We start from the raw sequence: 24,617 nt of genomic DNA, 5'->3' as shown, positions 1-24,617 counted from the left end.
GCTCCTCAGGGTGTTGCGCGGGTGGTGGTGAGGGCGTCGGCCGCGCGGGCGGCGCGCTGCGCGGCGGCCGGGTCGGCCGGGCTGTCCAGGGCCGTGCGGAACGCGTGCAGGCTCCAGCCGGGGTCGACCTGGATCCGGGACAGGGCGTAGGGGTGGCGCAGGTCGGGCTGATGGTGGTCGTCGGTGGCCAGGGCCAGCGGGTACAGGCCGGCGACGGCGCGCTGCACGCGCGGGTCGTAGGCGCCGTAGGGGTAGGCGAAGGTGCGCGGCGGGCGTCCCAGCAGATCGGCCAGCGCCTCGTGGTCGCCGGCCGTCTGCCAGGCCAGTGCCCTCTCGCTGAGGGCGGTTAGGCGCCGGTGGGTGTAGCTGTGGGCGGCGACGTCCCGCCCGGACGCCGTCCACTGCTGCACCTGGTCGGGGTCTGCGGTCTCCTGTGCCGGGTGCGGCACGTGGCGGGGCCGCTGGTCGGTGAGGTAGCCGCCGCAGACCGCCATCAGCGCGGGCAGGCCGAGTTGTTCCAGCACGGGCAGCGCGGTGGTAACTGTGTTGGCGTAGCCGTCGTCGAACGTGAGCAACACGGCGTTCGGCGGCAGTGGCCTGCCTTGGGTGAGCATCGTGTGCAGGTCGTCCTCGGTGACCGCCGTGTACGGTCCGCCGGCCAGCAGTTCCATCTGTTCGCGGAAGCGGTCGGGGGGCACGGCCATCGGGCTGGGCAGGTCCTCGATCAGGTGGTACATCAGGATCTTCACCGGCTCCCCCGGGCATCGACGTGCGAGCGGGCGGGGTGCTGGTCCTGGTGCCAGGCGACTGTGCACTCGAGGCCCTCGCGCAGCGGCACCGCGCTCACGCCGGGGAACAGTTCGCGCAGTTGGGTGGGGTCGGCCTGCGAGTGGGCGACGTCCCCGGGCCGGGGCGGAGCGTGTTCGACCCGCACTGGGGCGTCGAGGACCTGGTCCAGGAGGGCGATGACGTCCAGCAGCGAGGTCCGGGTGCCCAGCGCGAGGTTGACCGGCCAGGGCGAGGTGACCCGGCCGGTGATCGCGGTCGTGATCACCTCGCACACCGTGTCCACGAAGGTCCAGTCGCGGGTCTGGGTGCCGTCGCCGTGGACGGTGACGGGCCGGCCGGACAGAGCGGCGTCGATGAAGGCCGGGACGACGGCCGCGTAGGGGTGCCCGGCCCGCTGCCGGGGCCCGAACACGTTGAAGAACCGCAGCGGCAGCACCTCGAGCCCGTAGCAGGCGTGGTAGGCGCCGAGGTACGCCTCCGTCGCCAGCTTCGACACCGCGTACGGGCTCAGCGGCATCGCCCGGCTGGTCTCCGTCTTGGGGAGGTCGGGCTGGGCGCCGTAGACGGACGACGAGGACGCCGCCACCACCAGCGGCCCGCCGGCGCGGCGCGCGGCCTCAAGGACCTGGAGGGTGCCGGTCGCGTTCGCGTGGTGGGTGGCCAGCGGGTCGGCCACCGACCGGGGCACGGACGGCAGCGCGGCCAGATGCACCACCGCGTCCGCGCCGGCCACCGCGTCCTCGATCAGGCCCGCGTCCAGGACGCTCCCCTGCCGGAAGTCGGTCTCCGCCGGGTCGCCGCCCAGCAGGCTGGTGCTGCCGGTCGACAGGTCGTCCACCACCGTGACCCGGCCGATCGCCGGATGCCGCAGCAGCCAGGAGACCAGGTTCGACCCGATGAACCCGGCGCCGCCCGTGACAGTGACCCGCAGTCCGCCGGTCACAGCTGTTCCACCACGGCCGTGGCGGTCCGGCCGGCCAGCCGTCCCCGGCAGTCCAGCACGAACGCCGGGCAGGCGGCCACCAGGTCGTAGTCGAAGACGTCGTGGTCGGTCAGCACGACCACGACGTCCGTAGCGGCCAGTTCCTGCTCGGTCGCGGCCACCAGCCGAACCCGGCCGACCGCCGCCGGGTCGACGAAGGGGTCCGCCGCGCACACCCGCGCGCCGCCGGCCTCCATCAGCCGGGCCACCTCCATGGCCGGGGACTCGCGCAGGTCACCGCTGCCCGGCTTGTACGACAAGCCCAGCAGCAGCACCCGCGCACCCAGCAGTGTCCGGCCCTGCGTAGCAAGGTGTCCTTCCACGCGGTCCACGACGTGGGCGGGGCGGGCGGTGTTGATCCGTCCGGCGAGGTCGATCAGCTGCGAGCCCCGGCCGTCACGCACCTGCGCCGCCCACCACGACAGGTACACCGGGTCGATGGGCAGGCAGTGCCCACCGATCCCGGGGCCGGGGGTGAAGGGCATGAACCCGAACGGCTTGCTTGCCGCCGCGTCCAGCGCTTCCCGTACGTCCAGGCCGGTGTCGTGGGCCACCTCCGCCAGTTCGTTGACCAGCGCAATGTTCACCGCCCGGAAGGTGTTCTCCACCAGCTTCGCGAGCTCCGCCTCCTCACACCGGCTCATCGGGACGACGACGTCGACCAGTCCGGCGTAGAAGGCGGCGGTGCGCTCCCGGGAGTCCTCGTCAATGCCCGAGACGAGCTTCGGGGTCGTCTCCAGCGTCCAGGCCCGGTTGCCCGGGTCGATCCGCTCGGGGCTGAACCCCAGCGCGAAGTCACGGCCCATCCGCAGCCCCGACGCTTCTTCCAGCACCGGCCCCAGGACGGTGCGAGTCGTGCCCGGATAGCTGGTGGACTCCAGCACCACCAGCGCGCCCTCGCGCAGATGACGGCCCACCGTCCGGCCGGCCGCGGTCACGTACGACAGATCGGGTATGCCCTCGCGCAGCGGCGTTGGCACGGCGATCACCGCCACGTCGAATCCCGCCACGTCCTCCGGGCGCGCTGTGGGCCGGTAGGCGCCCTGCCGCAGCAACAACTCCAGCTGCGCCGCGGTGACGTCTTCGACCGGCGACCGGCCGGACGCCAGGTCCTCGATCCGCCGTGCGTCGGTGTCCAGACCGATCACACGGTGACCTGCCTGCGCGGCATGTAACGCCAATGGCAGCCCCACATAGCCCTGGCCGACGACCACGACCCTCAAAGACGCCGTACGGGCGGGAGCGGGTACGGCGCACACAGCCGTGCCGGCCGCAACCGGCGCGCGCAGGACCGCTGGTGTGGACACACTCACCATCAACTTCTCCTCTTCGTATGGGGCGGTCGTGCGACGCGGCCGGAACGGCCCACGCCCCGGCAGCCGCGCCCGGTCAGGCCATGGGGAACGAAGGGCGGCGGCCGCGGTCCGCACGACAGCCGGGAGCCTCGAGGTCCGTCGTCGTGTCCGCCCGGTGCCCGGAGACGGGCCGGGCGCCGGGCGGCACGTTCTTCAGGTAACCGGAGCCGACTGGCGCGGTGGAGGCGCACAAAGGGGGCCAACAAATCGCAGGCTGTGTCTGGGTGTTGTGCACCCGCCTGCCCGTCCTACGCTCGTGCCCATTCCACGGCTACGGGGGCCGTGGGCCCCAACCCGATGGGGGCTCAGTGCCAGGCACACCACGACGGTCTCAGGGCCGCAACGAGGAGCTGGAGCGCCTCATCAAGGCGTCCGGCGCCAGTCACAAGTCGCTCGCCTTCCGGGTCAACCAGATCGCCCGGGCCTCAGGGCAGGACACGAAGTACGGTCATACAAGTGTCTCCAATTGGGTGAATCTCGGAATGATCCCGAGAAGCCCAGTTCCCCGATATCTGGCCGCTGCGCTGGGAGAACGCCTCGGACGGACGGTCTCAGTCGAGGAACTCGGCATGTATGAGCGTCAACGCGGCAAAGGTGACCTGGGGTTGGATTTCCCCCGCGATCCCTCCGACGCGATCAGCGTCGCCGCGACTTTCTGGAGAACCGTGGACCGCCGACACTTCCTCAGCAACGGCTTCGCCGTCTCCGCTTTCACCACGCCCGTCACGCGGTGGCTCACTCAGCCCGCGGACGCGGCCACCACCCACCAGGGCGGCCGGCGCGTCGGCCGCAGTGACCTGACCGAGCTGTGGCAGGCTGCCGACGAGGCCCGCCTGTGGGACTCCAAGTTCGGCGGGGGCAACTGGAAGACCAGCTCCGTCACCGAATGCCTGCGCCTGCGCGCGGCTCCCCTGCTCTCGGGCACCTACACGGAGGCCATCGGCAAAGAGCTGTTCGCCGCCACCTCCGAACTCTCCCGCGTCGCGGGCTGGGCAGCCTTCGACGCCGGCCGCCACGAAGAGGCACAGCGTCACTTCGTCCAAGCGCTGCGCCTCGCCCGGGCCGCCGGTGACGTGCAGGCCGGCGCCTACGTGCTGACCACGATGTCCCTGCAGACCATGCTCCGCGGATTCCCGCGCGAAGCCGCCGACATGGCCGAGGGCGCCTACGAGCGGGCCAAGGACTCTGCCGCGCCACGGGTCCTGGCCTTCGCCAAACTGGCCGAGGCCCGCGCCTACGGCCGCGCGGGCGACGCCAAGGCCGCCGGAGCCGCACTCGCCTGTTCCGAGGACCTGCTCGGCTCGATCCGCCCCGGCAGCGACGACGATCCCAACTGGCTGTCGTACTTCACGCACGCCCGGCTCGCCACGGACGCCACCGAGATCTACCGCGACCTCGCGCAGCCGCAGGCCGCGATCACCTGGAACGAGCAGGCCGACGCCATGCCCCCCGGGCGTTTCACCCGCGCCGTCGGCATCCGGCTGTCGGTCCTGGCCAGCACCCACCTCCAGGACGGGGACCTCGAACAGAGCCTCGATGTCGGGTCCCGTGCCCTGGAAGTCCTGCGCACCGTGTCCTCAACCAGGGCCCACGGCTACCTCCACGGCCTCACCACCGATCTCGAACCGTGGAAGACGGGCAACGCCGACGTGTCCGAGTTCATCGGCAGGGCCCGGAGCGAGCTGGCAGCTGCCTGACCGGTCACTCGGGAGACGCCTCAGCTGGAGGAGGTGGCCTGGAGCTTTTCCAGGATCTTCTCCACGCCGAGCAGGCGTCCAGGCCGATCTGCTGGAGCCAGTCGATGAGTGCGCGCCGTTCCGCCGGGTCTCGCTGGTCGACGCCCGGGCATCACATCCGTCACCGCCCTCACGACTGTCGAGCGAATCGCTGGCGGACTGAGCATTCCCGGTGCCCCTACTGGGGCTTGCTGCGCAACCCTGGGAAGACACCGCCGTTCTCAGCACGGAGTCCGACCATGGAGAAGATCCGATGAAGCGCCGCAACCTGCTGCGTGGCGCTCTGGCCACCGGCCTCACCGCTCCGGCCCTCGCCGCGCTCACCGCCGCCCGGACCGACGTCGCCCAGACCTTCTCCCCCGACGCTCCCCAGGACCTTGCCAACCTGGAAGCCGCTGCCGAGAGCTACGGGTACGGCTACCACGGACAGGCACCCACCCGCGTCCTGGCCGACCTGGTCACGGACTTCACCACCCTGCGCCCGCTGCTCACCGTCCCGCAACCCGCCAGGGTCCGGGCCAGGTTGTGCCGGACGGCCGGGCAGATGGCCGGGATGACCGCGATCGTCCTGCACGACCTGGGCAGCCGCCGCGAGTCCCGCGCCTGGTTCGCGACCGCCGCCCGGGCCGCCGCCGAATCCGGCGACGACCAACTGCACGCCTGGGTGCTGGCCCGGGAGGCGATGGTCCCGCTCAACTACGGCACCCCGCGGGCAGCGGCCGACCTCGCCGACCAGGCCCGGCTTGCCGCTGGCACCCGGCCGACCGCCGCCGCTGTGCTGGCGGCGGTCGTCGCCGCCCGCGCCTACGCCCTCAACCACCAGAGCGAGCAAGCCCGCGCCGCGCTCACCGCCGCGGACGCCCTCATGGCCCGGCTCCCCGAGTCCGAGCGTTCGGACACGTGGCTGACGTACGGCGAGCAGAAACACCACGTCCACCTCAGCCACGCCTTCACCACGCTCGGGACACCCGCCGCGCCCGGGAGAGCCAGCAGCGGGCGCTGGAGCTGTCCGCGCCGACCAGCACGATGACGCGCACCCTGCTGAACATCGACGCGGCGGCGTGCTCCCATCACGACGGCGACACCGAGCAGGCGTGCCACCGTACGGTCGCCGCCCTGACCGCGCTGCCCGTCGACTTCCGCACCGGCCTGGTCCGCCGCCGCGCCCTGGACCTGTACGAGGCGATCCCCGCCCAGCACCACCGCGAGCGCGCTGTGCGGGAACTACGCGACGTCGTGGCCGGCTGACGACTACGGCTCCCACAGTGGGAGGGCAAGCCCGGTCCCCTCGCAGTGGAAGCACTGGCCGCCACCTGGTGTGTTGCAGGCGCCGATGGTGCCAGCGGCGTTCTGGAAGAGCCGGGTGAGGCCGATGGTGTGCTCCGCGTGGATCGGGAGTTCCTGTCGTCTGCCGAGCGTGACGTCCAGCGCAACGTCAGGGCGGGCGAAGTGGGTGTAGGTAAGGTCGGCCGTCAGGGTGCGGAGCGTCTCGTGCAGTTCGCCCATCGTCTCCGCGCCGGACAGATGGACGCGGGCCGCGAGGATGGTGTCGGTGGCTGCGGTGAAGGACAGCAGCCCGGCTGGCCGGGCGAGCGGTCCGGTCCGGCCCACGGGGTCGGGGTGCGTGTGCTGGAGCCGGATCAGGGCGTGCCACAGGCTGCCCGGCAGGTCCGGGGCGGGTTCTTCTTCTCTGCTGCGTTTCATGAGCCCTGTCTACGGTCCGGCACAGACGTGCAGCCGTGTTCGGCCTCTGCTGTCCCGGACGGCGGCGTCCCGACTTCGAGAGCTGTCCCGCCGGGCGGGCGGTCACCGGCTGCCCGGCGTCCGTCGCCTCCTTGCGGACCGCCCCGGCCTGACCGGCGCGGTGCGGTCCGCGAGGGCGCTCCCCCACAGCTGTTGCGTGGGGGAGCGCCTTCGTCTCTGGCAGGTCTGCCTCAGCGGCAAGGCGGTTCGGGGTATCGGGCGCGGCGCCGGCCCGGGTCGTCGACGCCGATCTCGTACCAGGGCTCGCCCCGCTGGAGCCGGGGCAGGGTGTTCACCCACACCGCGACGGCGATGCCCTTCACGTCGTCGGCGAGCGCCTGGAGGCGGTTGTCGAGCAGGTGCTCCTCCTTGCCCGCCAGGACGACGTGCAGCCGCGGGAAGGTCGTTGAGCGGGTGTAGCGGTGACGCTGCCAGAACGGGAACGTCCCGCCGATCGTGCCGCGGGCGCCTTCCCAGACGCGGTGCCCGGCGTAGCGCTCGTAGTCCCAGACCTCCTTGGCGAGCCGGGCCTGGGACATGGTGCCGTTGTCGAGCTCGAAGTGGCGCACCTCGCTGGTCTTGGTCGGCAACGCGAGGACGGCGTCGGTGTTGAAGCTCAGGCCGGTCTCCTTGATGGCGTGGTTGACCTCCACCTGCCAGTCGGTCAGATGCTTGCGGCCGCCGAAGGCCAGGATCATGTCGGTCACCGCGACGCCGTGCGGACCGAACCCGGCTCGAACGGCCTTCGCTCCGGTGCCGGCCTTCGGTCGGGGAGGCAGCTCGTTGCCGTCGGCCAGAGCCTTCTGTCCCGCCGGGGTCAGGTTCCAGATCAGGTGCTTGCCGTCCTTGCCGTTCGTCTCCGCCAGCCCGAGCTCCGCCAGCTTCCTCATCGCCCTGCGCACGTACGACCGGCCGTCCCGATCCTCCGCCGTGATCACCTGAGCCATCTGCCGCACCGTGGCTATCCGCACGCACCCCAGCATCCGCAGCGCATCGGCCCGCACTTTCCTGGCCGGAGTGGACTTCTTCCCCTTCGTCGACGTCTCAGGGGAAGGGAGAGAGGTGTCAGCGTGCTGGGAGGCCCCCTGGCGGGCGATGTGAGCTGCGGTGATGGGCACGACGTTGGAATCGTTCGCGGCACCGTTCACGGCACTGGATTCCGGGTCGCCCGGAGGGCGCTCAGCACCCCTTGTCCAGGTCGGGTGCGGCTCCGGCTCGGGCTGCCGGGTGCTGCTGGTGTACATCATGGCAAGGCTCCTCACGCAGGTGGCGCGGGGGTTCGGGATGGAATCCCCCGTCACCTGTTAGAGGTGTGGCGAGAGTCGACGGTGTGACACTCGCCTGAGCGCCGTTACCGATCCGTGATCGTCAGGCGGGCTGTCCACTGCCACCGAACCTGGATCGCCTGCCAGTGGTGTTGGACTGCTGCTTCGTTTGAGGGTTGTCCGATACGGGCCGGAGGGCGCGGGCGTACGCCAGGTGTGTGTCAGCTTCTGTCTCGTGCGCTCGCCCGGACGGTCGGCGTCCGCTTCTGGGGGATAGGGAAGGACCCCTTGCGCAGGCCGTACTCGTACTTCGCGCGGCGTTTCGTGGCCTGGTCTCGTGTTCTTCGGGGCCATCTCGCGGCCGGTCCCCCCGGGTTTGGGCACCGGGCAGGCCACAGGAGCCGGACGAACCGGGAGCGGCACCCCCTGCGCCTGACTCGAAAGGTGATCTATGACCACGCGCACGTCGGCTGATCCGTCCGCACAGGCGCTCTACGAAGCCATGTCGGGCCTCGCCGGTCCGCTGAGCTCCGGCGAAGGCGCCGCTCCGGACTTCGCCGCCGCACCACGCGCGGCGGCCGGCGAGGAGAAGTCGGTGCTGATCCTCGGTGCGGGGGTCGGCGGGCTGACCGCCGCCTACGAACTGGGCAGGCTCGGCTACCGGTGCACGGTCCTGGAGCCCCAGACCCGTACCGGCGGCCGCAACCGCACCGCCCGCAAGGGCGACAAGCTGTACGAACTCGACGGCGAGGGCAACAGCCCGGTCCTGACCCACACCTGCGCCTTCGACAAGGGCCTGTACCTCAACCTCGGCCCCGGACGCATCCCGTACCACCACCGCCGCGTCCTGAAGTACTGCACCGACCTCGGGGTGGCGCTGGAGCCGTACATCATGGAGACCACGGCGAACGTCGTGCACCGCGCGGGCCACACCCCACCCGGCCGGCCCTGGCGCAACCGGCGGATCGCCAACGACACCCGCGGCCACCTCGCCGCGCTCCTGTCCGCCACCCTGACCGAGAGCGACGAGTTCACCGGGCTGCTGCGGGACCTGCTGCGCAAGTTCGGCGACCTGGACGAGGAGGGCGAGTACCACGGCTCCACCCGCTCCGGGTATGCCGAGCCCCTGGAGGTCCAGGAGTTTCCCAGGCCCGCGCCCCCGCTGGCCCTGGCCGACCTGGTCACGTCGGAGTTCTGGAAGCACCGCTTCTACCAGCCCGTGGACTACCTGTGGCAGGCCACGATGTTCCAGCCGGTCGGCGGCATGGACAAGATCGTCCACGCTCTCACCGAGCGGGTCACCTCCGAGTACGACGTGACCGTTGAGCTCAAGGCCGAGGTCACGTCGGTCGATCTGACGGGCGACGGGGTCAGTGTCACCTACCGCTCGGGGGGTCAGGAGCTGACGGCGTCAGCCGACTACTGCGTGAGCAACATCCCGCTCCCGGTGCTCAAGCAGCTCACGCTGACCGGCTTCTCCACAGAGTTCCGCAACGCCGTGGAAGCGGTGGGCTTCGCGCCGACATGCAAGGTCGGCTGGCAGGCCAACCGCCGGTTCTGGGAGAACGACCACAACCAGATCTACGGCGGCATCAGTTGGACCGACCACCCCATCACCCAGTTCTGGTACCCCTCGAACGACTACTTCTCCAAGACGGGCACCCTCACCGGGGCCTACAACTTCGGCGACCACGCCGAGGAGATGGGCAAGCTCGCGCCGGGCGACCGGCTGCGCCTTGCCCGGGACGGAGCGGCTCAGCTGCACCGCGAGTTCCTGGAGAAGACCACCGTGCCCCAGGACCTCGGCGTCACCATCGCCTGGCACAAGGTGCCCCACCAACTCGGCGGCTGGGCCGACTGGGACCCGGCCGACCCCGCCCACCAGGTCGCCTACAAGCAGCTCCTCCAGCCCGAAGGCGACGGCCGCTTCTACGTCGTCGGCGACCAGGCATCCCCACTACCCGGCTGGCAGGAAGGAGCCATGATGTCCGCCCAATACGTCGCCGCCCAGATCCTCGGCCTCCTCCCCCGCACCGCCCCCGAAACCGTCCAGGTCCCCGACGCCACCTTCCTCACCCAGGGCCTCTGACCACAGCACACGCCCGGGGCCCGGCCCACAGCAGCCGGGCCCCGACCGACCGACCGACAGACGGATCAGCGGAACCTCCGCACCCCGACGCCGCCTGATCCAACTTCACTGGCAAACGATCCAGGTTCGATGCCAGAGGACACGGGCGCGGCGCAGAGCTCGGAGACGATCGCGAACGAGGTCGTCACCATCGGCACCGCCATGGCCGGCGGCATCACCGCGTGCGTGGTCTGTCCGTGCGCCATGCCGTTGCGGATCTGTCGGCCGTAGTCGAGGTACTCCGCCTGCCGGGCCGTCAGGACCCCGTCGGCGGCGCCCTGCTTGATGAGCTGGAACAGCGGCTTGGTGCCCGCGTCCGGGATCCGGTCGCGCAGCACGATCTCCACCGCGATCAGGGAGTGCATGACCGCCACGGTGGAGAACTCGTAGCAGTAGTAGGACTGGCGCAGCAGCTCACGGGCCGTACGCAGGACGGTCGCCGCGGCCTCGGGCACGCCGTCGGGCACGACCAGGTCCTCAACGAGGTCGTGCATGTCGGCGTAGCTGTCGACGAAGAGGTGGGCGCGTTCGTCCGGGACCGGGAACGGCAGCCGCTGCGTGGTCATCTCCGCAGTCTCCCAGTGCCACGCACCGTCCGGCAGCGGCTTTTCCCGGGGCGTCGCGCAGCGTGGCGGGACGGAGATTTCTCCCTGCCGGAATGGGTGGAATGTCGCAGGTAGCGGAACTGGACAAGGGGTAACGCGAGCGCCGAACGGGCAAGGCCGTTCACCGTCAGCGGCCGGGCTCTGTCCACAGGGCCGCGGTTCGAGGGTGTCTTCGAGGCCGCCGCGATCAGCGGGGCGGCCCGCAGATGAGGAGCCACCCATGCCCGAGAACACCGTCACCGCGTCGCTCGCCCCGATGGAGCCGGACGACGTCGCCGACGCCTTCGCCTACATCCGGGCGTTGCAGGCCAACGACATCGACACGGCCAGCGCGGTCGCCAACGACACGGGCCCGAAGATGCGCCGACTGCTCCTGGACGTCGCCGCGCGCGTCGTCATCCCGGTCACCGCCGTGGACGACTGCGACGGGCAGCCGTGCGCGCACTCCTTCCTGGCAGCGGCGCTCGGACGGCTGCTGCTGGAGGTCCTGTGCCACGGCGACGGCGCCTGCCTGGCCTTCCCGCCGGGCATCGCCCAGACCATCATCCGCTTCACCGAGAACATCCTCACCGAGGACCACGGCGACGTCGCCAACGTCCTGCGCCAACTGGAGGCCGCAGGGATGAAGCAGGCGATGCAGGCGCACTCGGCGCACGGCACCACCGCGTAGCCGCACCACGGTGGTGCGGTCCAGCGCGCATGCAGGCGCACCATCGCACCACCGTGGTGCGCTCCACACACCACCGCACCGCACCGGGCGCGCGCGCCACGGCCGGGCGGGCTCCCCTATCACACACCCCCTTGACCACGACCTGATCGCCAGCCGAAACGGGCTGTGTCAAGGGGAAACGTCCTCGGTTGCGGACTTGGACAAGGGGTCGCGCGCGTCCGGCCTCACCTGGTCAAGGGGTCGGTCGGCGGTGGGCGCACCGGTGCGGTGCGGGGCATCGGGTGCGGCGCACCGGGCGCGCGAGAGTGCCCAGCATCGTCGGGTGGTGCGGCGCACCGGGTGCGGTGGCGCACCATCGCGGTGCGCACCACGGCGGCGTCCATCGTCATCCGGCGCACCGGAGTGGAGTCCATTCGGTGGAGCCCACTGAGTGGGCTCCATTCGGTGGACCGATGCCCGGCATCGTCACCACAGCCAGGCGGTGGAGTGCCGCACCCGGGACAGGGCGCGTGCGTCGCGGCGCGCGGCCGCGTTGCCGATCCGGTTCTGTCGGGAGCGGGGCCGGCGGGACTGCGAGGCGGCGAGGCGGCGCTTCCCGGCGTCCTGGAGTCGCCGCCGCTGCTTGCGCAGCTCCTGCTTCTTTGCGGCCTTGGACTTCGGCTTCCGAGGGCGCTTCCAGATCGGCTGCCACCCCTGGGGCTCATCGGGCTCGGGCTCCTGGTCCTCGTTGAGCGCGGCGGCCATCTGCGCGCGGGCCGCGTGGGCGCGTGCGAGTGCGTCGTCGGGGTTGGGGCGTTCTTCTGGGGTGCTCATGCGACTCCTCCTGTGGTCCGGCCCGGTGTGTGCTGGGTACCGGGCTGCTGGGTGTGCGGCGGCGGGGCCGTCGCCGGGGCGGGCTGTGGCCTGGGGCTGTGGACGACGCCGCGCTCCCGCGCGCCGTCCTGGAGCTTGGCCGCCAGCTTGGCGGCGGCCTCGAAGGTTCGGCGGGTCTGCTCCACCACGTCGACGTCAATGCCGAACTCGGGTTCCAGCGACAGGGGGCGGTCGGCCTTCGGGTCGGTGCGGAACGGCCGCGGTTGCGACCTCGAGGCGGCGGGCACGGCGACCGCGCCCGGCCGGGAACGGGAGCCCAGGCGCTCCGCACGCCGCGCGGCACGGACCCGTGCGGCCAGCGCTCCAGCTGCGAGGCGGGCCCGCTCGTACGGGGGCGCGGACCGGTTGCGGGTCAGCGGGCGCAGCACGGCCTGGTCCTCGGTGTCGCGCGGGTACAGGGCGCGCAGGTCAGCGGTCATCTTCAGACCGCGCCCGACGGGGCGGGTGTAGTCGTCGACGACCGCCTGCACGATCTGGTCGTCCAGGCCGGGCTGATGGGGTCGGCCGCGCAGGACGTAGGAAAGGTGGCGGCGGGCTTCGGCGAGCAGGTGGTGCCGCTTGAACGCGCCGCGCATCACGTACACGACGGCGACGACGTCGACGGCCGCCAGCGCTATGTCGACCACCGGCCGCACCCGCGCCCACACTGCCGCGGCCGCCGCCCGCGCCCGCTCCGCCAGCCGGTCGACGGCGTCCACGCCGTAGGCCCGGATCGCTGAGGTGCGCCATCGCTTGCGCAGCTCGGTCAGGGACAGCAGCTCCGTGCGCTTGGGCGGGCGCGTCTGGTCGGCGGCCTGGCAGGCCAGCGCGTAGGCGGCCCGCTCCCACGGCGCGTGCCCGTGCTTCTCTTCGTACTTGGCCGTGAGGACGGGCAGCGCGTCCTCGATCTGCTGGCGCCGGGTCGACTGCCAGCCGATGAGCCGCTGGTCGATCCCTGCGATCTCCATGACCGGCCGGCGGCCGGGCGTCACCTCGCGCGGCTCCCACGCCCACCCGAGCCGGGCGGACACCTCCTCCATGAAGTACAGGAGGTAGAGGGTGTCGGCGGCGACTATGTGGGTCATCAGCGAGTCCGCCGAAAGATTGCCCCACGTGCCCTGGTCGTCCGGCCGTCGGGCGCGGATCGACACCACCGCGTGATCGTGGAGTAGCGGCTTCGACTCGGCAGCTCTGGACTCGTAGTGCCGGAACACTGCAACGATCAGCCCGTCCCGAACCGGCTTGCGGTGCTTGCCGCCGCTCCCCCAGCGGATCTCCGCGACCGCATCCTCAAACCACGCCAGCGTCTTGTCCCGGGCGATGTCCTGGCACAGCTCCAGTACCAGGCGCGTTCCGTCATCCCCGAGCGCCCACGCGATGTGTGCCGTCGACGGCGCCCGGAACACCAGGTGCATCGCCAGCCAGGGCGTCCGCTCCTTGGCCTTCTCGGTCTCCGGCGACTTGTTGTGCTCGATGGGCCTGCCCAGCACGGTCGCCCGCCGGGCACGGGCCGGGCTCTTGCCCTGCGCCAGGAGCTCGCGCTCAATCCGGTCGGCATCCGGGTGCCGGCCTTCTCCCAGGAGCAGTTCGGCCTGCCGCTCGGTCACCACGTCCCCGGCCGTCAGGCCTACCGCGGCCAGACCGCGCCCCTTCCAGACACCGGGCGGGACACCGGCTTCGTCCTGGGCGGCGCGCAGCGGCGTACCCGCCGCGCGGTGGCCGTCGCCGACCATCACGCCGCGGAAGAGATAGCGCCACCCGCTCCCCGGGCGAACCTCCGACATGCTGATCATCGCCCCATGGAACCCCGGCTTTGACCTGCGAAAAAGCGTGATCCGGGTCCTTCCCGCCGGGCGGGAGGCGATCACGAAGTCTTTACCGTGGCGCCCGCCAGGCGGGCCGTCTCGCCAGCCCGAGACGGTAAGCCGTCGACGTGTGCACTCTCCCGCCCATGCATACGACCAGAACCGGAATTGCCTGCGCTCTTTGCCTCACGCCCACTACGGAGGTGGTGTACCTGGTCCTCAGCGCCCAGTCGCCCTTCCCGCAACGAGAGGACGTCCAGGACCGCTGGTGCCCCGTCGGCTGCCGCCAGCTCCACCCCGAGCGGTGGAAGGAGGCGATGCCGCTGCTGCCCGGCGACGACGCCTGACAACGTCGTGCGAATGCTGCGGCGCGAAGCGAAGGGTCGGTTTCCCGAGTTTGGGAAACCGACCCTCTCGACACAGTCGGGACTCAACCGGCGGTGGCGACCTGGCTGTCCCTGTGCTTGATGAGCAGGTCCAGCATCTTGTTGAACTCGCCAGGCGGCATCTTCTGGATCAGGTGCATCGCGGCGTTGCCGCCGTCACTGTAGGGGAACAGCTTCAGCTTCTGTTCTGCGGCCCGCTGCCTATCGGATGGTTCGTCGCTTTGGGATCGCGGTTCGGGAACGGACTGCTCCGTCCCGTCTTCCTGATGCGGTTCTCCCGTGTCCGGCGTCGCCGTACCAGGATTGTCGCGACCTGGTGGGTGGGCGTCGTCGTCCCCGTTGTCACCGGCTGCCGAAGGGGGGGAGGGCGACGCGTTCGTCGCATCGTCTATTACCCGGTAATGGCCGCCCGGCTTTCCAGAGTCCTGGCCGGCTGACGCGGCACTCTCCGCTGGCTTCTTCTGGCTGTGTTCCTGCTTCTCCGCCTCTTGACGGGCCCGTTCGTCCTTGAGTTCCTTGAGAGCCTTTCCCTGCTCGGCCGCTGGCTTGTTGCCCACCGCTCGCAGCAGTTTGATGGGCTCTTTGCCGATCCTGGCCTGGAGTTCGGGTGTGAGGTTGAGCAGAGCCAGGCGTTGCGACACCCAGCCTTGGGAACGGTGCAGCCGTTTGGCCAGGGCGGTCTGGCTGCCGTGGATTTTCAGGAGCCGGTCGAGGGCACGGGCTTCGTCGAGTTCTTCGAGATCTTGGCGGTGGATGTTGGCGACGAGAGCGGACTCCAGGAGTTCCTCGGAGGTGCTGCCCTGGTCATCGCTGACCATGATCTTGATGCTGGCCAGTTGTGCTTCGCGGGCGGCGGCGAGGCGGCTGCTGCCGTCGATGACGACGTGGGTGGTGTCGGCTTCGAGGTCGGCTGCGCGCTCGGGGTTTGCGGTGACATAGGCATCACGGTTCATCACCGTGATCGCCTGCTTCTGACCGTGGGTCTTCAAGCTTCCGGCGAGGTCCGTGAGGTCGCCGAGGCTGGAGCGGGGGTTGTCGGGGTTGAGGCTGACGCGGTGCGGGGGGAGTTCGGTGGGCGGGGCGATGCCATCGGTGGGAACTCCTGTGGCGGCGGCTACGGCTTGTCGGCGTGCGCTGACGCCCCGCACTCCCCCTCCGAAGCGGCCTGCGCCCAGTTGGTCGGCCTTGCTCATGCGATCTCCCTGGCCAGTGCGCGCATCCCGATCGCCTGCTGTGATTTGGGGGCGTATGACAGCAGGGGCTGTTTCATGCGGACTGCTTCCTTCTGTTCCTTGAGGTCTCCGATGAGGCCGACGACGCGTGGATCCTTTATGTCGACCCACCCCTGCAGTGAGGATGTGGCGATGAAGCCGCGGCGGGAGTCGTAGAGGTTGACGACGATGCCGAGGTAGTCGATGTCGATCTGCAAGTCGCCGCGCAGGTCGTCGATCTGGGTGGTGAGCAGCTCGTAGGCGTCTGCGGAGCTGTCTTCGGCCTGTACGACGATCAGGGCGCCTGACTGGCCGGGCTTTTCTCCGTCACGGCGGCGGCCGTAGTAGGCGGCGGCGTCCATGCTGAGGCCGAGGCTCGGCGGGCAGTCGACAAGGATCACGTCGTAGTCGGCTTCGAGCGGAGCGAGCGCACGTTCGAGGGCGGCTTCCCGGGCTCGTACGGCGGACAGCCGTACGTCGAGGAGGAAGGCGTCGTTGCAGGCGGGTAGAAGGTGTAGTCGGCCGCTGAAGGTGTCGTCGTCGACGGAGACGATGAGGTCACGGAGGTCGCCCTTGGGATCACCTGCCATGTGATTGGTGAGGCTGTCGCCGTTCATCGGCAGTGGGGCGGCACCGAGTTGGTTGGTGAGGTGACACTGCGGATCGAAGTCGACGAGCAGGACGCGCAGGCCGAGTCCGGGCAGGTTTTCGATGTCGAGCGGATCGTTCGCCGGCTCGTTGCCGGACTGGTCGTCGCTCGCGCGGAGCGCCTTCGCCAGTGCCTTGGCGACACGGACGGAGTACAGGGCGTTGGGGTCTTCGGCGAGTGCTTCACCGAGTCCGGCGGTGATGGCCGTCTTGCCTACTCCGCCCTTCTGGTTGCAGACGACGATGCGGCGGGTGACTTCGGGGCGTTCGACATCGGGGCTGGGGTTGGAATCGAGCCACAGCTGGACGGCCTGAGCGAGGCCCTGGATGAGGGAGACGCGACGGTCTGCAACGACTTGACGGAACTCTTCCCACTGCCCGGGAGGCAGGAAGGTGGAGAAGGAGTCGGCTCCGGCGGTGTCGATGGTTGCTGTGGCGGAGGCCAGGCCGCACCAGTCGTTGATGCCCTGTTCAACAGCGGCCTGGATCTCGATGCTGTGTTGGGCGGCTCTGATCTTGAGGTTCTGCCGGAGCCATCCCGGCAGCTTGGAGACGACCTTCTCGCGGTCGCTGGAGGTGGCTGGCGAACTCATGCGGGACACCTTACTAACGTCCTTGATCGATTGCGCCATCGACACGTTAGTTTGGAGGACCTGTTGGGCCGTCAGCGAGCCACCTGGCCATTACCCGGTAATAGCTCCAGCTGTCCAACCCGGGAAGGCCGCACGCTATTACCCGGTAATGGGCGATCGCTGGAGCCCGATGTCCCGTCTCAAACGATCTGACACCGGCTCAGCTCTGTGACCTGCCGCGACCAGATCAGTTGAGACGTGGGGATGCTCGGAATCTCGGTTGATCTGGTCTTGGGTGAGAGGATCTCGGATGTTGTCTCAGCTGATCTGGTCCAACTCTGCCGTTTCGGACTGATACCACGCATGGGTCGTCAGCCACGGCTGGTAGTCCCTGAAGAGGGAGTGCTCCCGGGCATCGGCGGGCTGATGCTGAGTGCCGTGTTGCTCAAGAGCCTGAAGGACATGTGGGACAGGGCCTACGGCAGCGGCAGCTCGGTCCTCGTCATCGCGGTGGGCCCGGCTTCGTGCTGATGCTGGTCATGCAGCGCCGCAGCCCGGCCCTCTTCCGTGGCGAGGTGCTGCACGCGTCCGCGTCGGCTCTAGTGGCCGAGGACTGAACCGCTCCCTCCGGTCCCCCGGCGCGGGTGCCGGACGCCCACCGCGGGGTCATCATGGGAGCGTGATCGAGCTGTTCCCACCGATGCCACTCGCGGAGTGGCGGGATACCAAGGAGACGCTGCACCGCTTCGCGCAGATCGTCGGCAAGATCCGCCTGGCGGCGAGCGCCCGGCGCAACCACTGGTGGAACGTCCCGTTTCATGTCACGGGGCGCGGCATCACCACGCGTCCGATGGGTCAGGTCGACGGGAATCCGATCTTCACGATCGACTTCGACTTCGTCGACCACCGGCTCGTCGTCGCGACGCTGAAGGGCGAAGAGCGGTCCTTCCCGCTTCCGGGCCAGTCCGTCGCGGCCTTCCACGACGCGACCCTGGCCGCTCTGGCCGCGCTAGGGGTCCGGGTGGACATCGCCATTCCCAGGCCCTTCGACCTGCCCGACGCCGGCCGGCCGTTCGCCGAGGACACCGAGCACGCGACGTACGATCCCGTGGCCGCCAATCGTTACTGGAGGGTCCTGAGCCAGGTGGCATCCGTGCTGGAGGAATTCGCGGCGGGCTACTCGGGAAAGAACAGTCCGGTGCACCACTTCTGGCACACCTTCGACATCGCCCACAGCCGGTTCTCCGGGCGACGGATCGACCAGCCCCGGCAGGCCGACCCCGTTACCCGGGAGGCATACTCCCAGGAAGTGACCAGCTTCGGCTTCTGGTTCGGCGACGACACCTTCACCGAGCCCGCCTTCTACTCCTACACCGCCCCCGAGCCCGCCGGCCTGGCCGGGGAGCCGCTCAGCCCCGCGTCCGCGCGGTGGGTCGCGCGCGGCGACAGCCACCTGGCCGTGCTGCGCTACGACGCGGCCCGCGTCGAGAGCGATCCCCGTGCCGCCGTCCTCGCCTTTTACGAAAGCGCCTACCAGGCAGGGGCCGGACGCGCCGGATGGGACATCGCGGCGCTCGCTTGCCCCGGAGGCATCACGGACCCGGTCCGGCAGATCTGACTCCCGGACCGGAAAGTCCAACGCGGTCAGTGGAGCTGCCGCTCCCAGTCCTCAGGGACCTCGTCCCGGGGGCCCGGAGTGGGCTGCGAGGCCGGGTGCGCGGTGGGCGGGGCCAGCTCCGGCCCCTCGTGGTACTGATCGGTCTCGATGTTCCAGAACCAACTCTCTCCCGGTTCGAAGCTGGTCAGGAGGAGGTGTCCGGCCTCGCGCGCGTGCTTCGTTCCATGCGGCGAGGGTGAGGAGTCGCAGCATCCGATGTGCCCGCAAGGGCGCAGCGCCGGAGGTGGAACCAACCCACTCCTCGCCCGCCATGCACTCCACGCAGCCTGCTCCGCTGCGCGTTGCCGTCGGATCGAGACCTGGCATCTGGTCGTGCGGCATGAGGGATGCCTCCCTGATGAAGCGCCATCGTCAGGTTTCGGCGCCGGTGCGCGCCAGGATGCCTTTGAGCAGGCCCGTGGCCTGTCCGACCTCAATGAGGTAGCCGTCCGGGTCGCGCATGTAGCAGCGCAGCTCAGCGCGGCGGTCGATCGGCGGGGTGAGGAACTCGGCCCCTTTGGCACTCGCCGTGGCGTAGAAGTCGTGGATGTCCGCCACCCGTACGTTCAGGAAGCTGGAGACGGTGTTGGGGTCCTCCGGTGTGCGAAGGACGACGTCGGGTTTGTCATCGGTGGGCCCGCCGCCGGGGTTCATGATGATCCAGCTGTTGGCGACCTTGACGATGCAGGGGTTCTCACCCAGCACCACCCTTCCCCCAGTACGTCCGCATAGAACGCCCGCGAGCGAGGGACATCGCTGACCGTGAGGAAGTGCGTGAGCAGCAGGCCCTCGGCCGGTGCGGGTAGATCCTCGGCCGACGCGCCTGCGGAGATGAAATCGGACATATGCCGAGCGTATGGCGCGGGCGGCCGCCCGGCATTCCCACCCGGCAGACCCCGTCAACCGTCGTCCGGCCCGCGGCCGAGCCCTTCTGCAGAACCCGCCGCGGGCGGATGAGGACACCGGCCTAGTGTCCTGCGCGACGAGGCCAGGCCGGGCGTCCCCAGGAAGATCACCGACGCGAGAGCCCTTCGAGCTTCCACAGCAGGGCATCACGGGCGGACTGCAAGGTAGGCCGCGGCGTGCGGGGTGTCGGGGTGGGCCAGGGAGACGACGATCAGGTCGGCCGTGGTCGTCGCCCGGGCGGGGGTGGGCCCTTTCCATAAACGGTCCGACGCGTACAGCGATGTCCCGGTAGAGGCCGGGCGTCCAGGTCTCCATGTCGCGCAGTGCGGCGAGCAGCGCGCGAAACTGGTCGACGGCGGCCTAGTCCTCGAGGCTGAGGGCGCCGGGTGCGTGGCCGCAGCGGCGGAAGAGACGCTTCATCGGGTGGGCTCCTGCTCGGGGTTGGTGTGGGCGGGACTGGCGGTAGGCGTTTTCAGCACGCGCGGCAGGTGGACATGGAGGTGTTCGACTTCGACCTGGCGGCCGCGGTCGCGGAGTGCTCGGGCAAGGAGTTCGGTGAGACCACTTGCTCGGTGCTTGCCGCCTGCGCATCCGATGGCGATGCGGCGGGGGCCGGCGGGGAGGTCGGCGTAGTCGGCGAGGTTGGCGATGAGTTCGCGGGCGCCGGGGGTGTTCAGGACGATGTCCTGGACCCGGGGGTTGAGGCCGTCCAGGTCGAGGATGTCGCGGGCGGCGGCCGGGTCGCGGAGGCGGTCACGGACGTCTTCGATGCGGTCGGCCGACGGCGGGACGGGGCGGCCAGCGGCGTCCTTGGGAAGGTGGAGGAAGCCGAACGACGTGAGCACGAGGACGGGTTCGGTTGCGGGCTCGGGCATGTGGCGGGTTCCTTCGCAGCGCGGTCTGGTGCTGCGGGGCCGCCGGAGTCGGTGTCGACGGCCGCCCCGCAGGCATGAGGGGTGTCCGGCCGGGCCGGTCGGGGTCAGCTGGCCGCGAGGGCGGCGTGCTGGTCCTGTTTGGTGGCCGCGTGGTCCGCTTCCGGCGACGCGGGGGAGTCGTCGACGGGCCACTGGTGCCGGCAGTCGGGTGAGGGGCAGAGGTGTACGCGCTGCCCGGTCACGTGGTCGTAGTCGAGTCCGCGGCTGGAGCGCCCGCAGGCCGGGCAGTGCACGGGGTCGCCGAGGTCCTGGGTGTCGCCCTCCTGGGCGTACATCCAGGTGACGGGGAGGGCTCCGGGGGTGTCCTCCGACGCGCTGCGGATACGCCAGTCGGTGCGGGTGGGGTAGGCGACGAACCGGCACCAGCCACGCGCGATGCTGTCGGCGAGGTCGCGCCCGTCGAACGCGCGCAGGCGCTGCCCGCAGATGTGGCGGTAGTAGGCACTCGTGGCGGCCAGGACTTCCCGCACCGGCGGGTGGCCGCTGAAGAGCAGGTCGCCGTCCTCCCCGATCTCGGTCACGAGCAGGCCCCGCAAGGTGAAGCTGACGTCGTCGCCGGACGGGACGAACACCGCCTGGTCCATGTCGTAGTCAGCCTCGGGGATCGTCGCCGACCCCCAGATCCCGATGCCGTCCAGGACGGTGTCCAGCCGGTGGCGGGCGCCGTCGATGACCGGCTCGGTGCCCAGGGCGCGCGCCCATGCCGTGATGCCGTCGGTATCGTGTTCACCGACGCGCAGGATCAGGCTGTGCAGGGGGCGGCCCGGCTCGGGGCACATGCTGCTGGAGATCGCGAAACCGGTCAGCGGCAGGTCGGGGTGCTCCTGTAGGAGGCGCCGGCCGATGGCGAGCTGCCCGTTCTCGCGGGACCCGTACCGCTCCAGCTGCGCCAGCAGCAGCTGGGCTCGCTCGGGTACTGGTGGACCGATGGGCATCTGTGACTCCTTGGTGAAAAGGGGAGCGCCGCGCCCGCACGGTGGCGGGCACGGCGCTCTGGGGTGGTGGCTGCTACTTGGTGGTGGTGTCGGCGGGGGTGTGCGCGGTGGAGGCGAGGAAGGTGGCCAGGGCGCGGGGCTGGTCGGTGGCTTCGAGCGTCCACAGCCGGATGGGCGTCTGGTCGACGGTCGTGTCGATGAATGTCATCCGCCACCACAGCCACTCGGGCAGGCCGGTCTGCTGGTGCGGCTCGGTGGTGCCGTAGCCGCTGGCGCCCGTGGTGCGGGCGGTGGTGTTCAGGGCCTGCGCCCAGGCCCGCAGGGCCGGCTTGTTCTCTACCTGGATCAGGGCGGCCGGTCCGAGGCCGCCCACGTGGGCGACGTCCACCGACGTGGCGGGGAGGTCGGGGTGCGCGGCGAGCAGGGCGTCGGCCGCGTTGGAGGCCGCGGTGTGGGGGCTTGGATGGGGGATGGTCATGGGTTCCTCGGGTGGGGGCTGTCGGTCGGAGCGCTGCGGGTGAGGCCTCGGAACGGCCGGACGACGGTCGATCCGTCGGTGCGGCGGATCGCCACGTTGCGTGGCCCGGCGGCGGGTCGCCGGCCGGGCCACTGGAAGTGCAGCCAGTCGCCGGTGACGTCGGGAACGCGGCGGGCGCAGTACGCGATGAGCACGGTGACGGGCTGGCCTCGTTCCAGGTACACCCGGCCGGTCATGCCGGTCACCGGGCTGGTGCCGGGACGGCGTCGTGGTGCTGGCCGTCCAGGATCCGTCCGGCCCGCGTCTTGCCCACGCGGCGCATGCGGACCGTGTCCTGCGGGGCGGGGGCTTCCCGTTCCGTCCAGCTCCGGCCCTGGGTGTCGATGAGGGCGACCCGTCCGTGGTCGTGTCCGTGGTCCTCGGGTGCGAACGCCCCCCACTGTTTGAGGAAGAACGGCACCCCGGCCCATTCACACTGATCACGCAGGTGGCGGGCCCACTGCGGGTGCATGGGGCGTGCCCGGGGCCCGCTCTCTCCTCCCGTGATCACCCAGTCGATGCCGTGGAGGCCGTTCTCGCAGCATCCGGCAGCGTGGACGAAGGAGGCGGTGAGACCGTGACCGCGCTCGCTGCCCCTGGTGATGACGGCCCGTTTGAGGTCGACGGGCCCCAGCAGTGGTTCGCAGGAGAGGAACCGCACGGCGGCCGGCGTGCCCAGCAGGGCGGGAATCCGGATGTCGGCCCACTTCTGGTCTTCGACCGAGACGCCCAGCCACACGTTGGGCAGCGGCTCTCCGCCCAGCATCGCGCCGACGGCGAGCCAGTCCTGCTGACACCCGGTGAAGTGTTCACGGCCCTGCTTCGCCACGAGATGCCAGAAGGTCGGGCGGGACAGCAGCGTCTTCATGCGGCCGTGCCGCTTGGTGAGGACCTGGTAGGTGTGCTGCGGGGTGAGCGCCATGACGGCGAACGCCTGGGCGATGTAGTGGTCGGGGATGTCGGTGTGGAAGAGGTCGGACATGCTGTCGAGGAAGACGCGGCGCGGGGTGCGCCACGTCATCGGCAGCCGCAGCCGGTCCGGCCGCAGCGTGATGTCGAAGCCGTTCTCGAAGTGGTGGCCGGCGGTGCCGCGCCACCGTTCGGCGAAGGTTTCCGCGTAGCAGTTGTCGCAGCCGGGGCTGACCTTGGTACAGCCGGTGACCGGGTTCCAGGTGCTGTCGGTCCATTCGATCGACGTGCTGTCAGCCACGGCCGTCCCCGTCGTCCACGGGGTGGGTGTAGCGGATGGACTTGCCGAGGCTGTGGGCGTAGTCGATCTCGCGGCGGGTGCTCTCGCCGATGTAGCCGCCGGGGTTGACCACGAGGACGTCGTCGGCGAGGTCGATCTTCCGCAGGTGCAGGTCGTCCAGGGCCTGCTTGAGGCGGTCGGTCTGGGCGGGGTCGGCCCACAGGGGGTGGGGCTGCTTGAGGTTGCAGCCGGGCGCGAGGACGATCCGGCCGGCCGCGGTCTCGTACAGGTTGGCCTCCTGGAACTGCTCCCAGTACCTGGTGGAGCCGCACAGCACGACGACCTTCGGACGGCGTGCGGCCTTCTGTTCGCGTGCGTATCCGTTGATACCGAGGGCGGTGAGGCGGTGGACGGTCTTCCAGAATGCGCGGGCGCTCATGCGATTCCTCGTCTCTGAGATGTGGGTTCTGGCGTGCCGAGACAGGTGGTGGTGTGGCTGGTCACGTGGTGCTGCGGGGCGGCCGGAGCGGTGTCGACGGCCGCCCCGCAGGCAGGGTGGCGCCCGTGGCCGGGCGGGGGTGGTTCAGCCGCTGATGCTGGTGAGGCGGATCGGCATGACCAGGCCCCGGAAGACGTCGGCCTGGTCGACGCCGTGTACGAGGGCGGGCTTGGTCGCGGTGGTGAAGTTGAACTGTGTGACGGGCCCGTCGATCTGCTGGAGGGTCTTGAGGAGCAGGCTGGGGTTGAAGGCGATGTCCAGCGGGGCGCCTTCGAGGTCGGCGTGGACCTGGTCGCGGCCTCGGCCCTTGTCGTCTGTTCCGGCGCGCACGGTGATCTGACCGTCGGTGACTTCGAGGACCATCGGGTCGGCTTTGCCCAGCAGCGGCTGGATGTGCTTGATGGCGTCGATCAGGGCCTCGGTGCCGGTGGTGGCGACGGACTCGAACTCGGTGGGAAACAGGGCGGCGTAGTTGGGCAGTTCGCCTTCGATGAGGCTGCTGGTGGCCCACCGGCCGGGGACGCTGATGGCGAACTGGGAATCGGTGATGGTGAGTTCCGCCGTGTCGGCGTCGGCAAGGATGCGGGCGGCGTCGCGCACGGCGTCGGCGGGTACGAGCGCCGTGCCCGCGACGCGGGGTTTGTTCTTGCCCTTGCCCTTGGTGGCCGGGTTGGGGGTCCAGGGCATGTCGGCGACGTGGAACGAGTACCGGTCGGTCGCCGACAGTGTGAGCGTGGTGTCGGCGAGGCCGAACTGGACGCCGGTCAGGGTCGCGATGGTTTCGTCGGTGCAGGCGGCCACCGCGACCGCGGCGCCGGCTGCGGCCAGGGCAGGACCGTCGACCGTGCCGCTCGCGGCGGAGATCGTCGGCAGGGTCGGGTAGTCGTCCAGCGGCAGGGTCGGCAGGAGGATGTGCGCGGTGCCGCAGGACAGGGCGAGGTCGGTGCCGTCCAGGGCCAGCGTGGTGGGCTTGCCCTTGGGGAAGGCCTTGACGATGTCGGTGAAGACGCGACCGGGGACCAGGAGCGTGCCGGACTCGGACACCTCGCAGTCCTCAGCCGCGCGGGCGGAGCGGTAGTAGTCGTACCCGGCCAGGGTCAGGGTGTTGTCGTCGGCGGCATCGAGCCGCATGCCGGCCATGACCGGGATGGGCGGGTTGCCGGGGACGGCGCGCAGCGCCCACTGGGCAGCGTCGGCGAGCTGGTCGGTGTCGATGGTGAGCTTCATCAGGG

The 24,617-nt window shown here is 70.4% G+C and carries 24 protein-coding genes and 3 pseudogenes; 8 read left to right on the top strand and 19 right to left on the bottom strand.

The window, feature by feature from the left end; genetic code table 11:
- Positions 1-5: 5 nt before the first annotated feature.
- The 3 genes from ACFPIH_RS43185 to ACFPIH_RS43175 are packed head-to-tail and all read right to left on the bottom strand — an operon-like array spanning position 6 to position 3,087.
- A complete protein-coding gene (locus ACFPIH_RS43185; protein ID WP_381183559.1) occupies positions 6-749 on the bottom strand; it encodes a polysaccharide deacetylase family protein in 744 nt (247 codons plus the stop codon).
- The gene (locus tag ACFPIH_RS43180) at positions 746-1,732 is read right to left on the bottom strand and encodes an NAD-dependent epimerase/dehydratase family protein (protein WP_381183562.1); all 987 of its coding nucleotides are present in this window, start codon (positions 1,730-1,732) and stop codon (positions 746-748) included. The genes ACFPIH_RS43185 and ACFPIH_RS43180 overlap by 4 nt, the downstream gene beginning before the upstream one ends.
- On the bottom strand, positions 1,729-3,087 hold the full coding sequence (locus ACFPIH_RS43175) for a nucleotide sugar dehydrogenase (RefSeq protein WP_381183564.1): 1,359 nt from the start codon (positions 3,085-3,087) through the stop codon (positions 1,729-1,731). The genes ACFPIH_RS43180 and ACFPIH_RS43175 overlap by 4 nt, the downstream gene beginning before the upstream one ends.
- A 704-nt stretch (positions 3,088-3,791) precedes the next feature.
- Between ACFPIH_RS43175 and ACFPIH_RS43170 the strand changes: the two genes are divergently transcribed.
- The 3 genes from ACFPIH_RS43170 (at position 3,792) to ACFPIH_RS43160 (ending at position 6,110) form a co-directional block, all read left to right on the top strand.
- Entirely contained in the window at positions 3,792-4,823 is a 1,032-nt protein-coding gene (locus tag ACFPIH_RS43170) for a sporulation protein (RefSeq protein WP_381183567.1), read from the top strand.
- A 292-nt stretch (positions 4,824-5,115) separates the two neighbouring features.
- Entirely contained in the window at positions 5,116-5,892 is a 777-nt protein-coding gene (locus tag ACFPIH_RS43165) for a hypothetical protein (RefSeq protein WP_381183570.1), read from the top strand.
- Entirely contained in the window at positions 5,889-6,110 is a 222-nt protein-coding gene (locus ACFPIH_RS43160) for a hypothetical protein (protein WP_381183572.1), read from the top strand. Before ACFPIH_RS43165 ends, ACFPIH_RS43160 begins: the two co-directional genes overlap by 4 nt.
- 3 nt (positions 6,111-6,113) lie before the next feature.
- Here ACFPIH_RS43160 and ACFPIH_RS43155 read toward each other — a convergent pair whose 3' ends face one another.
- Together ACFPIH_RS43155 and ACFPIH_RS43150 are read right to left on the bottom strand one after the other, a co-directional pair.
- The gene (locus ACFPIH_RS43155) at positions 6,114-6,566 is read right to left on the bottom strand and encodes a hypothetical protein (protein WP_381183575.1); all 453 of its coding nucleotides are present in this window, start codon (positions 6,564-6,566) and stop codon (positions 6,114-6,116) included.
- Positions 6,567-6,796: 230 nt separating this feature from the next.
- Positions 6,797-7,588 (bottom strand): replication-relaxation family protein, encoded by a 792-nt coding sequence (locus tag ACFPIH_RS43150; protein WP_385878754.1) that lies wholly within the window; start codon positions 7,586-7,588, stop codon positions 6,797-6,799.
- 733 nt (positions 7,589-8,321) lie between these two features.
- Between ACFPIH_RS43150 and ACFPIH_RS43145 the strand changes: the two genes are divergently transcribed.
- Complete coding sequence (locus tag ACFPIH_RS43145) at positions 8,322-9,959, top strand: flavin monoamine oxidase family protein (RefSeq protein ID WP_381183580.1); 1,638 nt, start codon at positions 8,322-8,324, stop codon at positions 9,957-9,959.
- Positions 9,960-10,024: 65 nt separating this feature from the next.
- On the opposite strand, the gene ACFPIH_RS43140 is transcribed toward ACFPIH_RS43145, so the two are convergent.
- Entirely contained in the window at positions 10,025-10,564 is a 540-nt protein-coding gene (locus ACFPIH_RS43140) for a hypothetical protein (protein WP_381183582.1), read from the bottom strand.
- A 259-nt stretch (positions 10,565-10,823) separates the two neighbouring features.
- On the opposite strand from ACFPIH_RS43140, the gene ACFPIH_RS43135 reads away from it, so the two are divergent.
- Positions 10,824-11,273 carry a hypothetical protein gene (locus ACFPIH_RS43135; protein WP_381183585.1) on the top strand — a complete coding sequence of 150 codons (450 nt, stop codon included), beginning with the start codon at positions 10,824-10,826 and terminating at the stop codon, positions 11,271-11,273.
- A 465-nt stretch (positions 11,274-11,738) separates the two neighbouring features.
- Here ACFPIH_RS43135 and ACFPIH_RS43130 read toward each other — a convergent pair whose 3' ends face one another.
- Together ACFPIH_RS43130 and mobF are read right to left on the bottom strand one after the other, a co-directional pair.
- The gene (locus ACFPIH_RS43130; RefSeq protein WP_381183588.1) at positions 11,739-12,086 is read right to left on the bottom strand and encodes a hypothetical protein; all 348 of its coding nucleotides are present in this window, start codon (positions 12,084-12,086) and stop codon (positions 11,739-11,741) included.
- The gene (gene mobF, locus ACFPIH_RS43125; protein WP_381183590.1) at positions 12,083-13,918 is read right to left on the bottom strand and encodes a MobF family relaxase; all 1,836 of its coding nucleotides are present in this window, start codon (positions 13,916-13,918) and stop codon (positions 12,083-12,085) included. The genes ACFPIH_RS43130 and mobF overlap by 4 nt, the downstream gene beginning before the upstream one ends.
- A gap of 158 nt (positions 13,919-14,076) precedes the next feature.
- Between mobF and ACFPIH_RS43120 the strand changes: the two genes are divergently transcribed.
- Entirely contained in the window at positions 14,077-14,277 is a 201-nt protein-coding gene (locus ACFPIH_RS43120; protein WP_381183593.1) for a hypothetical protein, read from the top strand.
- 83 nt (positions 14,278-14,360) lie between these two features.
- Here the strand turns inward: ACFPIH_RS43120 and ACFPIH_RS43115 are convergent, their stop codons facing one another.
- Positions 14,361-15,509 carry a ParB/RepB/Spo0J family partition protein gene (locus ACFPIH_RS43115; RefSeq protein ID WP_381183596.1) on the bottom strand — a complete coding sequence of 383 codons (1,149 nt, stop codon included), beginning with the start codon at positions 15,507-15,509 and terminating at the stop codon, positions 14,361-14,363.
- Positions 15,506-16,768 (bottom strand): ParA family protein, encoded by a 1,263-nt coding sequence (locus ACFPIH_RS43110; protein WP_381183599.1) that lies wholly within the window; start codon positions 16,766-16,768, stop codon positions 15,506-15,508. The genes ACFPIH_RS43115 and ACFPIH_RS43110 overlap by 4 nt, the downstream gene beginning before the upstream one ends.
- Before the next feature lie 375 nt (positions 16,769-17,143).
- Here ACFPIH_RS43110 and ACFPIH_RS43105 point away from each other — a divergent pair.
- Positions 17,144-17,364: pseudogene (locus ACFPIH_RS43105) on the top strand (amino acid transporter); the annotation flags it as partial.
- Positions 17,365-17,429: 65 nt separating this feature from the next.
- Entirely contained in the window at positions 17,430-18,365 is a 936-nt protein-coding gene (locus ACFPIH_RS43100) for a DUF5996 family protein (RefSeq protein ID WP_381183827.1), read from the top strand.
- A 26-nt stretch (positions 18,366-18,391) separates the two neighbouring features.
- On the opposite strand, the pseudogene ACFPIH_RS43095 reads toward ACFPIH_RS43100, so the two are convergent.
- The 9 genes and pseudogenes from ACFPIH_RS43095 to dnaN all read right to left on the bottom strand — a co-directional run bounded on the left by ACFPIH_RS43095 (position 18,392) and on the right by dnaN (position 24,612).
- A pseudogene (locus tag ACFPIH_RS43095) lies at positions 18,392-18,746 on the bottom strand (UBP-type zinc finger domain-containing protein).
- Between the two features lie 30 nt (positions 18,747-18,776).
- Positions 18,777-19,249 (bottom strand): annotated as a pseudogene (locus ACFPIH_RS43090) (VOC family protein).
- A 477-nt stretch (positions 19,250-19,726) separates the two neighbouring features.
- Positions 19,727-20,185 (bottom strand): RapZ C-terminal domain-containing protein, encoded by a 459-nt coding sequence (locus ACFPIH_RS43085; protein WP_381183602.1) that lies wholly within the window; start codon positions 20,183-20,185, stop codon positions 19,727-19,729.
- A gap of 104 nt (positions 20,186-20,289) precedes the next feature.
- A complete protein-coding gene (locus ACFPIH_RS43080) occupies positions 20,290-21,180 on the bottom strand; it encodes a hypothetical protein (RefSeq protein ID WP_381183605.1) in 891 nt (296 codons plus the stop codon).
- A 73-nt stretch (positions 21,181-21,253) separates the two neighbouring features.
- On the bottom strand, positions 21,254-21,658 hold the full coding sequence (locus ACFPIH_RS43075; protein WP_381183608.1) for a hypothetical protein: 405 nt from the start codon (positions 21,656-21,658) through the stop codon (positions 21,254-21,256).
- Positions 21,655-21,894, bottom strand: coding sequence for a hypothetical protein (locus ACFPIH_RS43070; protein ID WP_381183611.1), 240 nt, complete (start codon positions 21,892-21,894; stop codon positions 21,655-21,657). Before ACFPIH_RS43070 ends, ACFPIH_RS43075 begins: the two co-directional genes overlap by 4 nt.
- A 5-nt stretch (positions 21,895-21,899) precedes the next feature.
- The gene (locus ACFPIH_RS43065; protein ID WP_381183614.1) at positions 21,900-22,907 is read right to left on the bottom strand and encodes a DUF5131 family protein; all 1,008 of its coding nucleotides are present in this window, start codon (positions 22,905-22,907) and stop codon (positions 21,900-21,902) included.
- Positions 22,900-23,325 carry a hypothetical protein gene (locus tag ACFPIH_RS43060; protein WP_381183617.1) on the bottom strand — a complete coding sequence of 142 codons (426 nt, stop codon included), beginning with the start codon at positions 23,323-23,325 and terminating at the stop codon, positions 22,900-22,902. The genes ACFPIH_RS43065 and ACFPIH_RS43060 overlap by 8 nt, the downstream gene beginning before the upstream one ends.
- A 144-nt stretch (positions 23,326-23,469) precedes the next feature.
- Complete coding sequence (dnaN, locus tag ACFPIH_RS43055) at positions 23,470-24,612, bottom strand: DNA polymerase III subunit beta (RefSeq protein ID WP_381183620.1); 1,143 nt, start codon at positions 24,610-24,612, stop codon at positions 23,470-23,472.
- Between the last annotated feature and the right edge of the window lie 5 nt (positions 24,613-24,617).

Source organism: Streptomyces vulcanius (assembly GCF_042653945.1).
GTDB classification, from domain to species: domain Bacteria; phylum Actinomycetota; class Actinomycetes; order Streptomycetales; family Streptomycetaceae; genus Streptomyces; species Streptomyces mangrovi.
The sequence above is the reverse complement of the archived record's forward strand: the minus strand, read 5'-3'. Positions and strand labels throughout refer to the sequence as shown.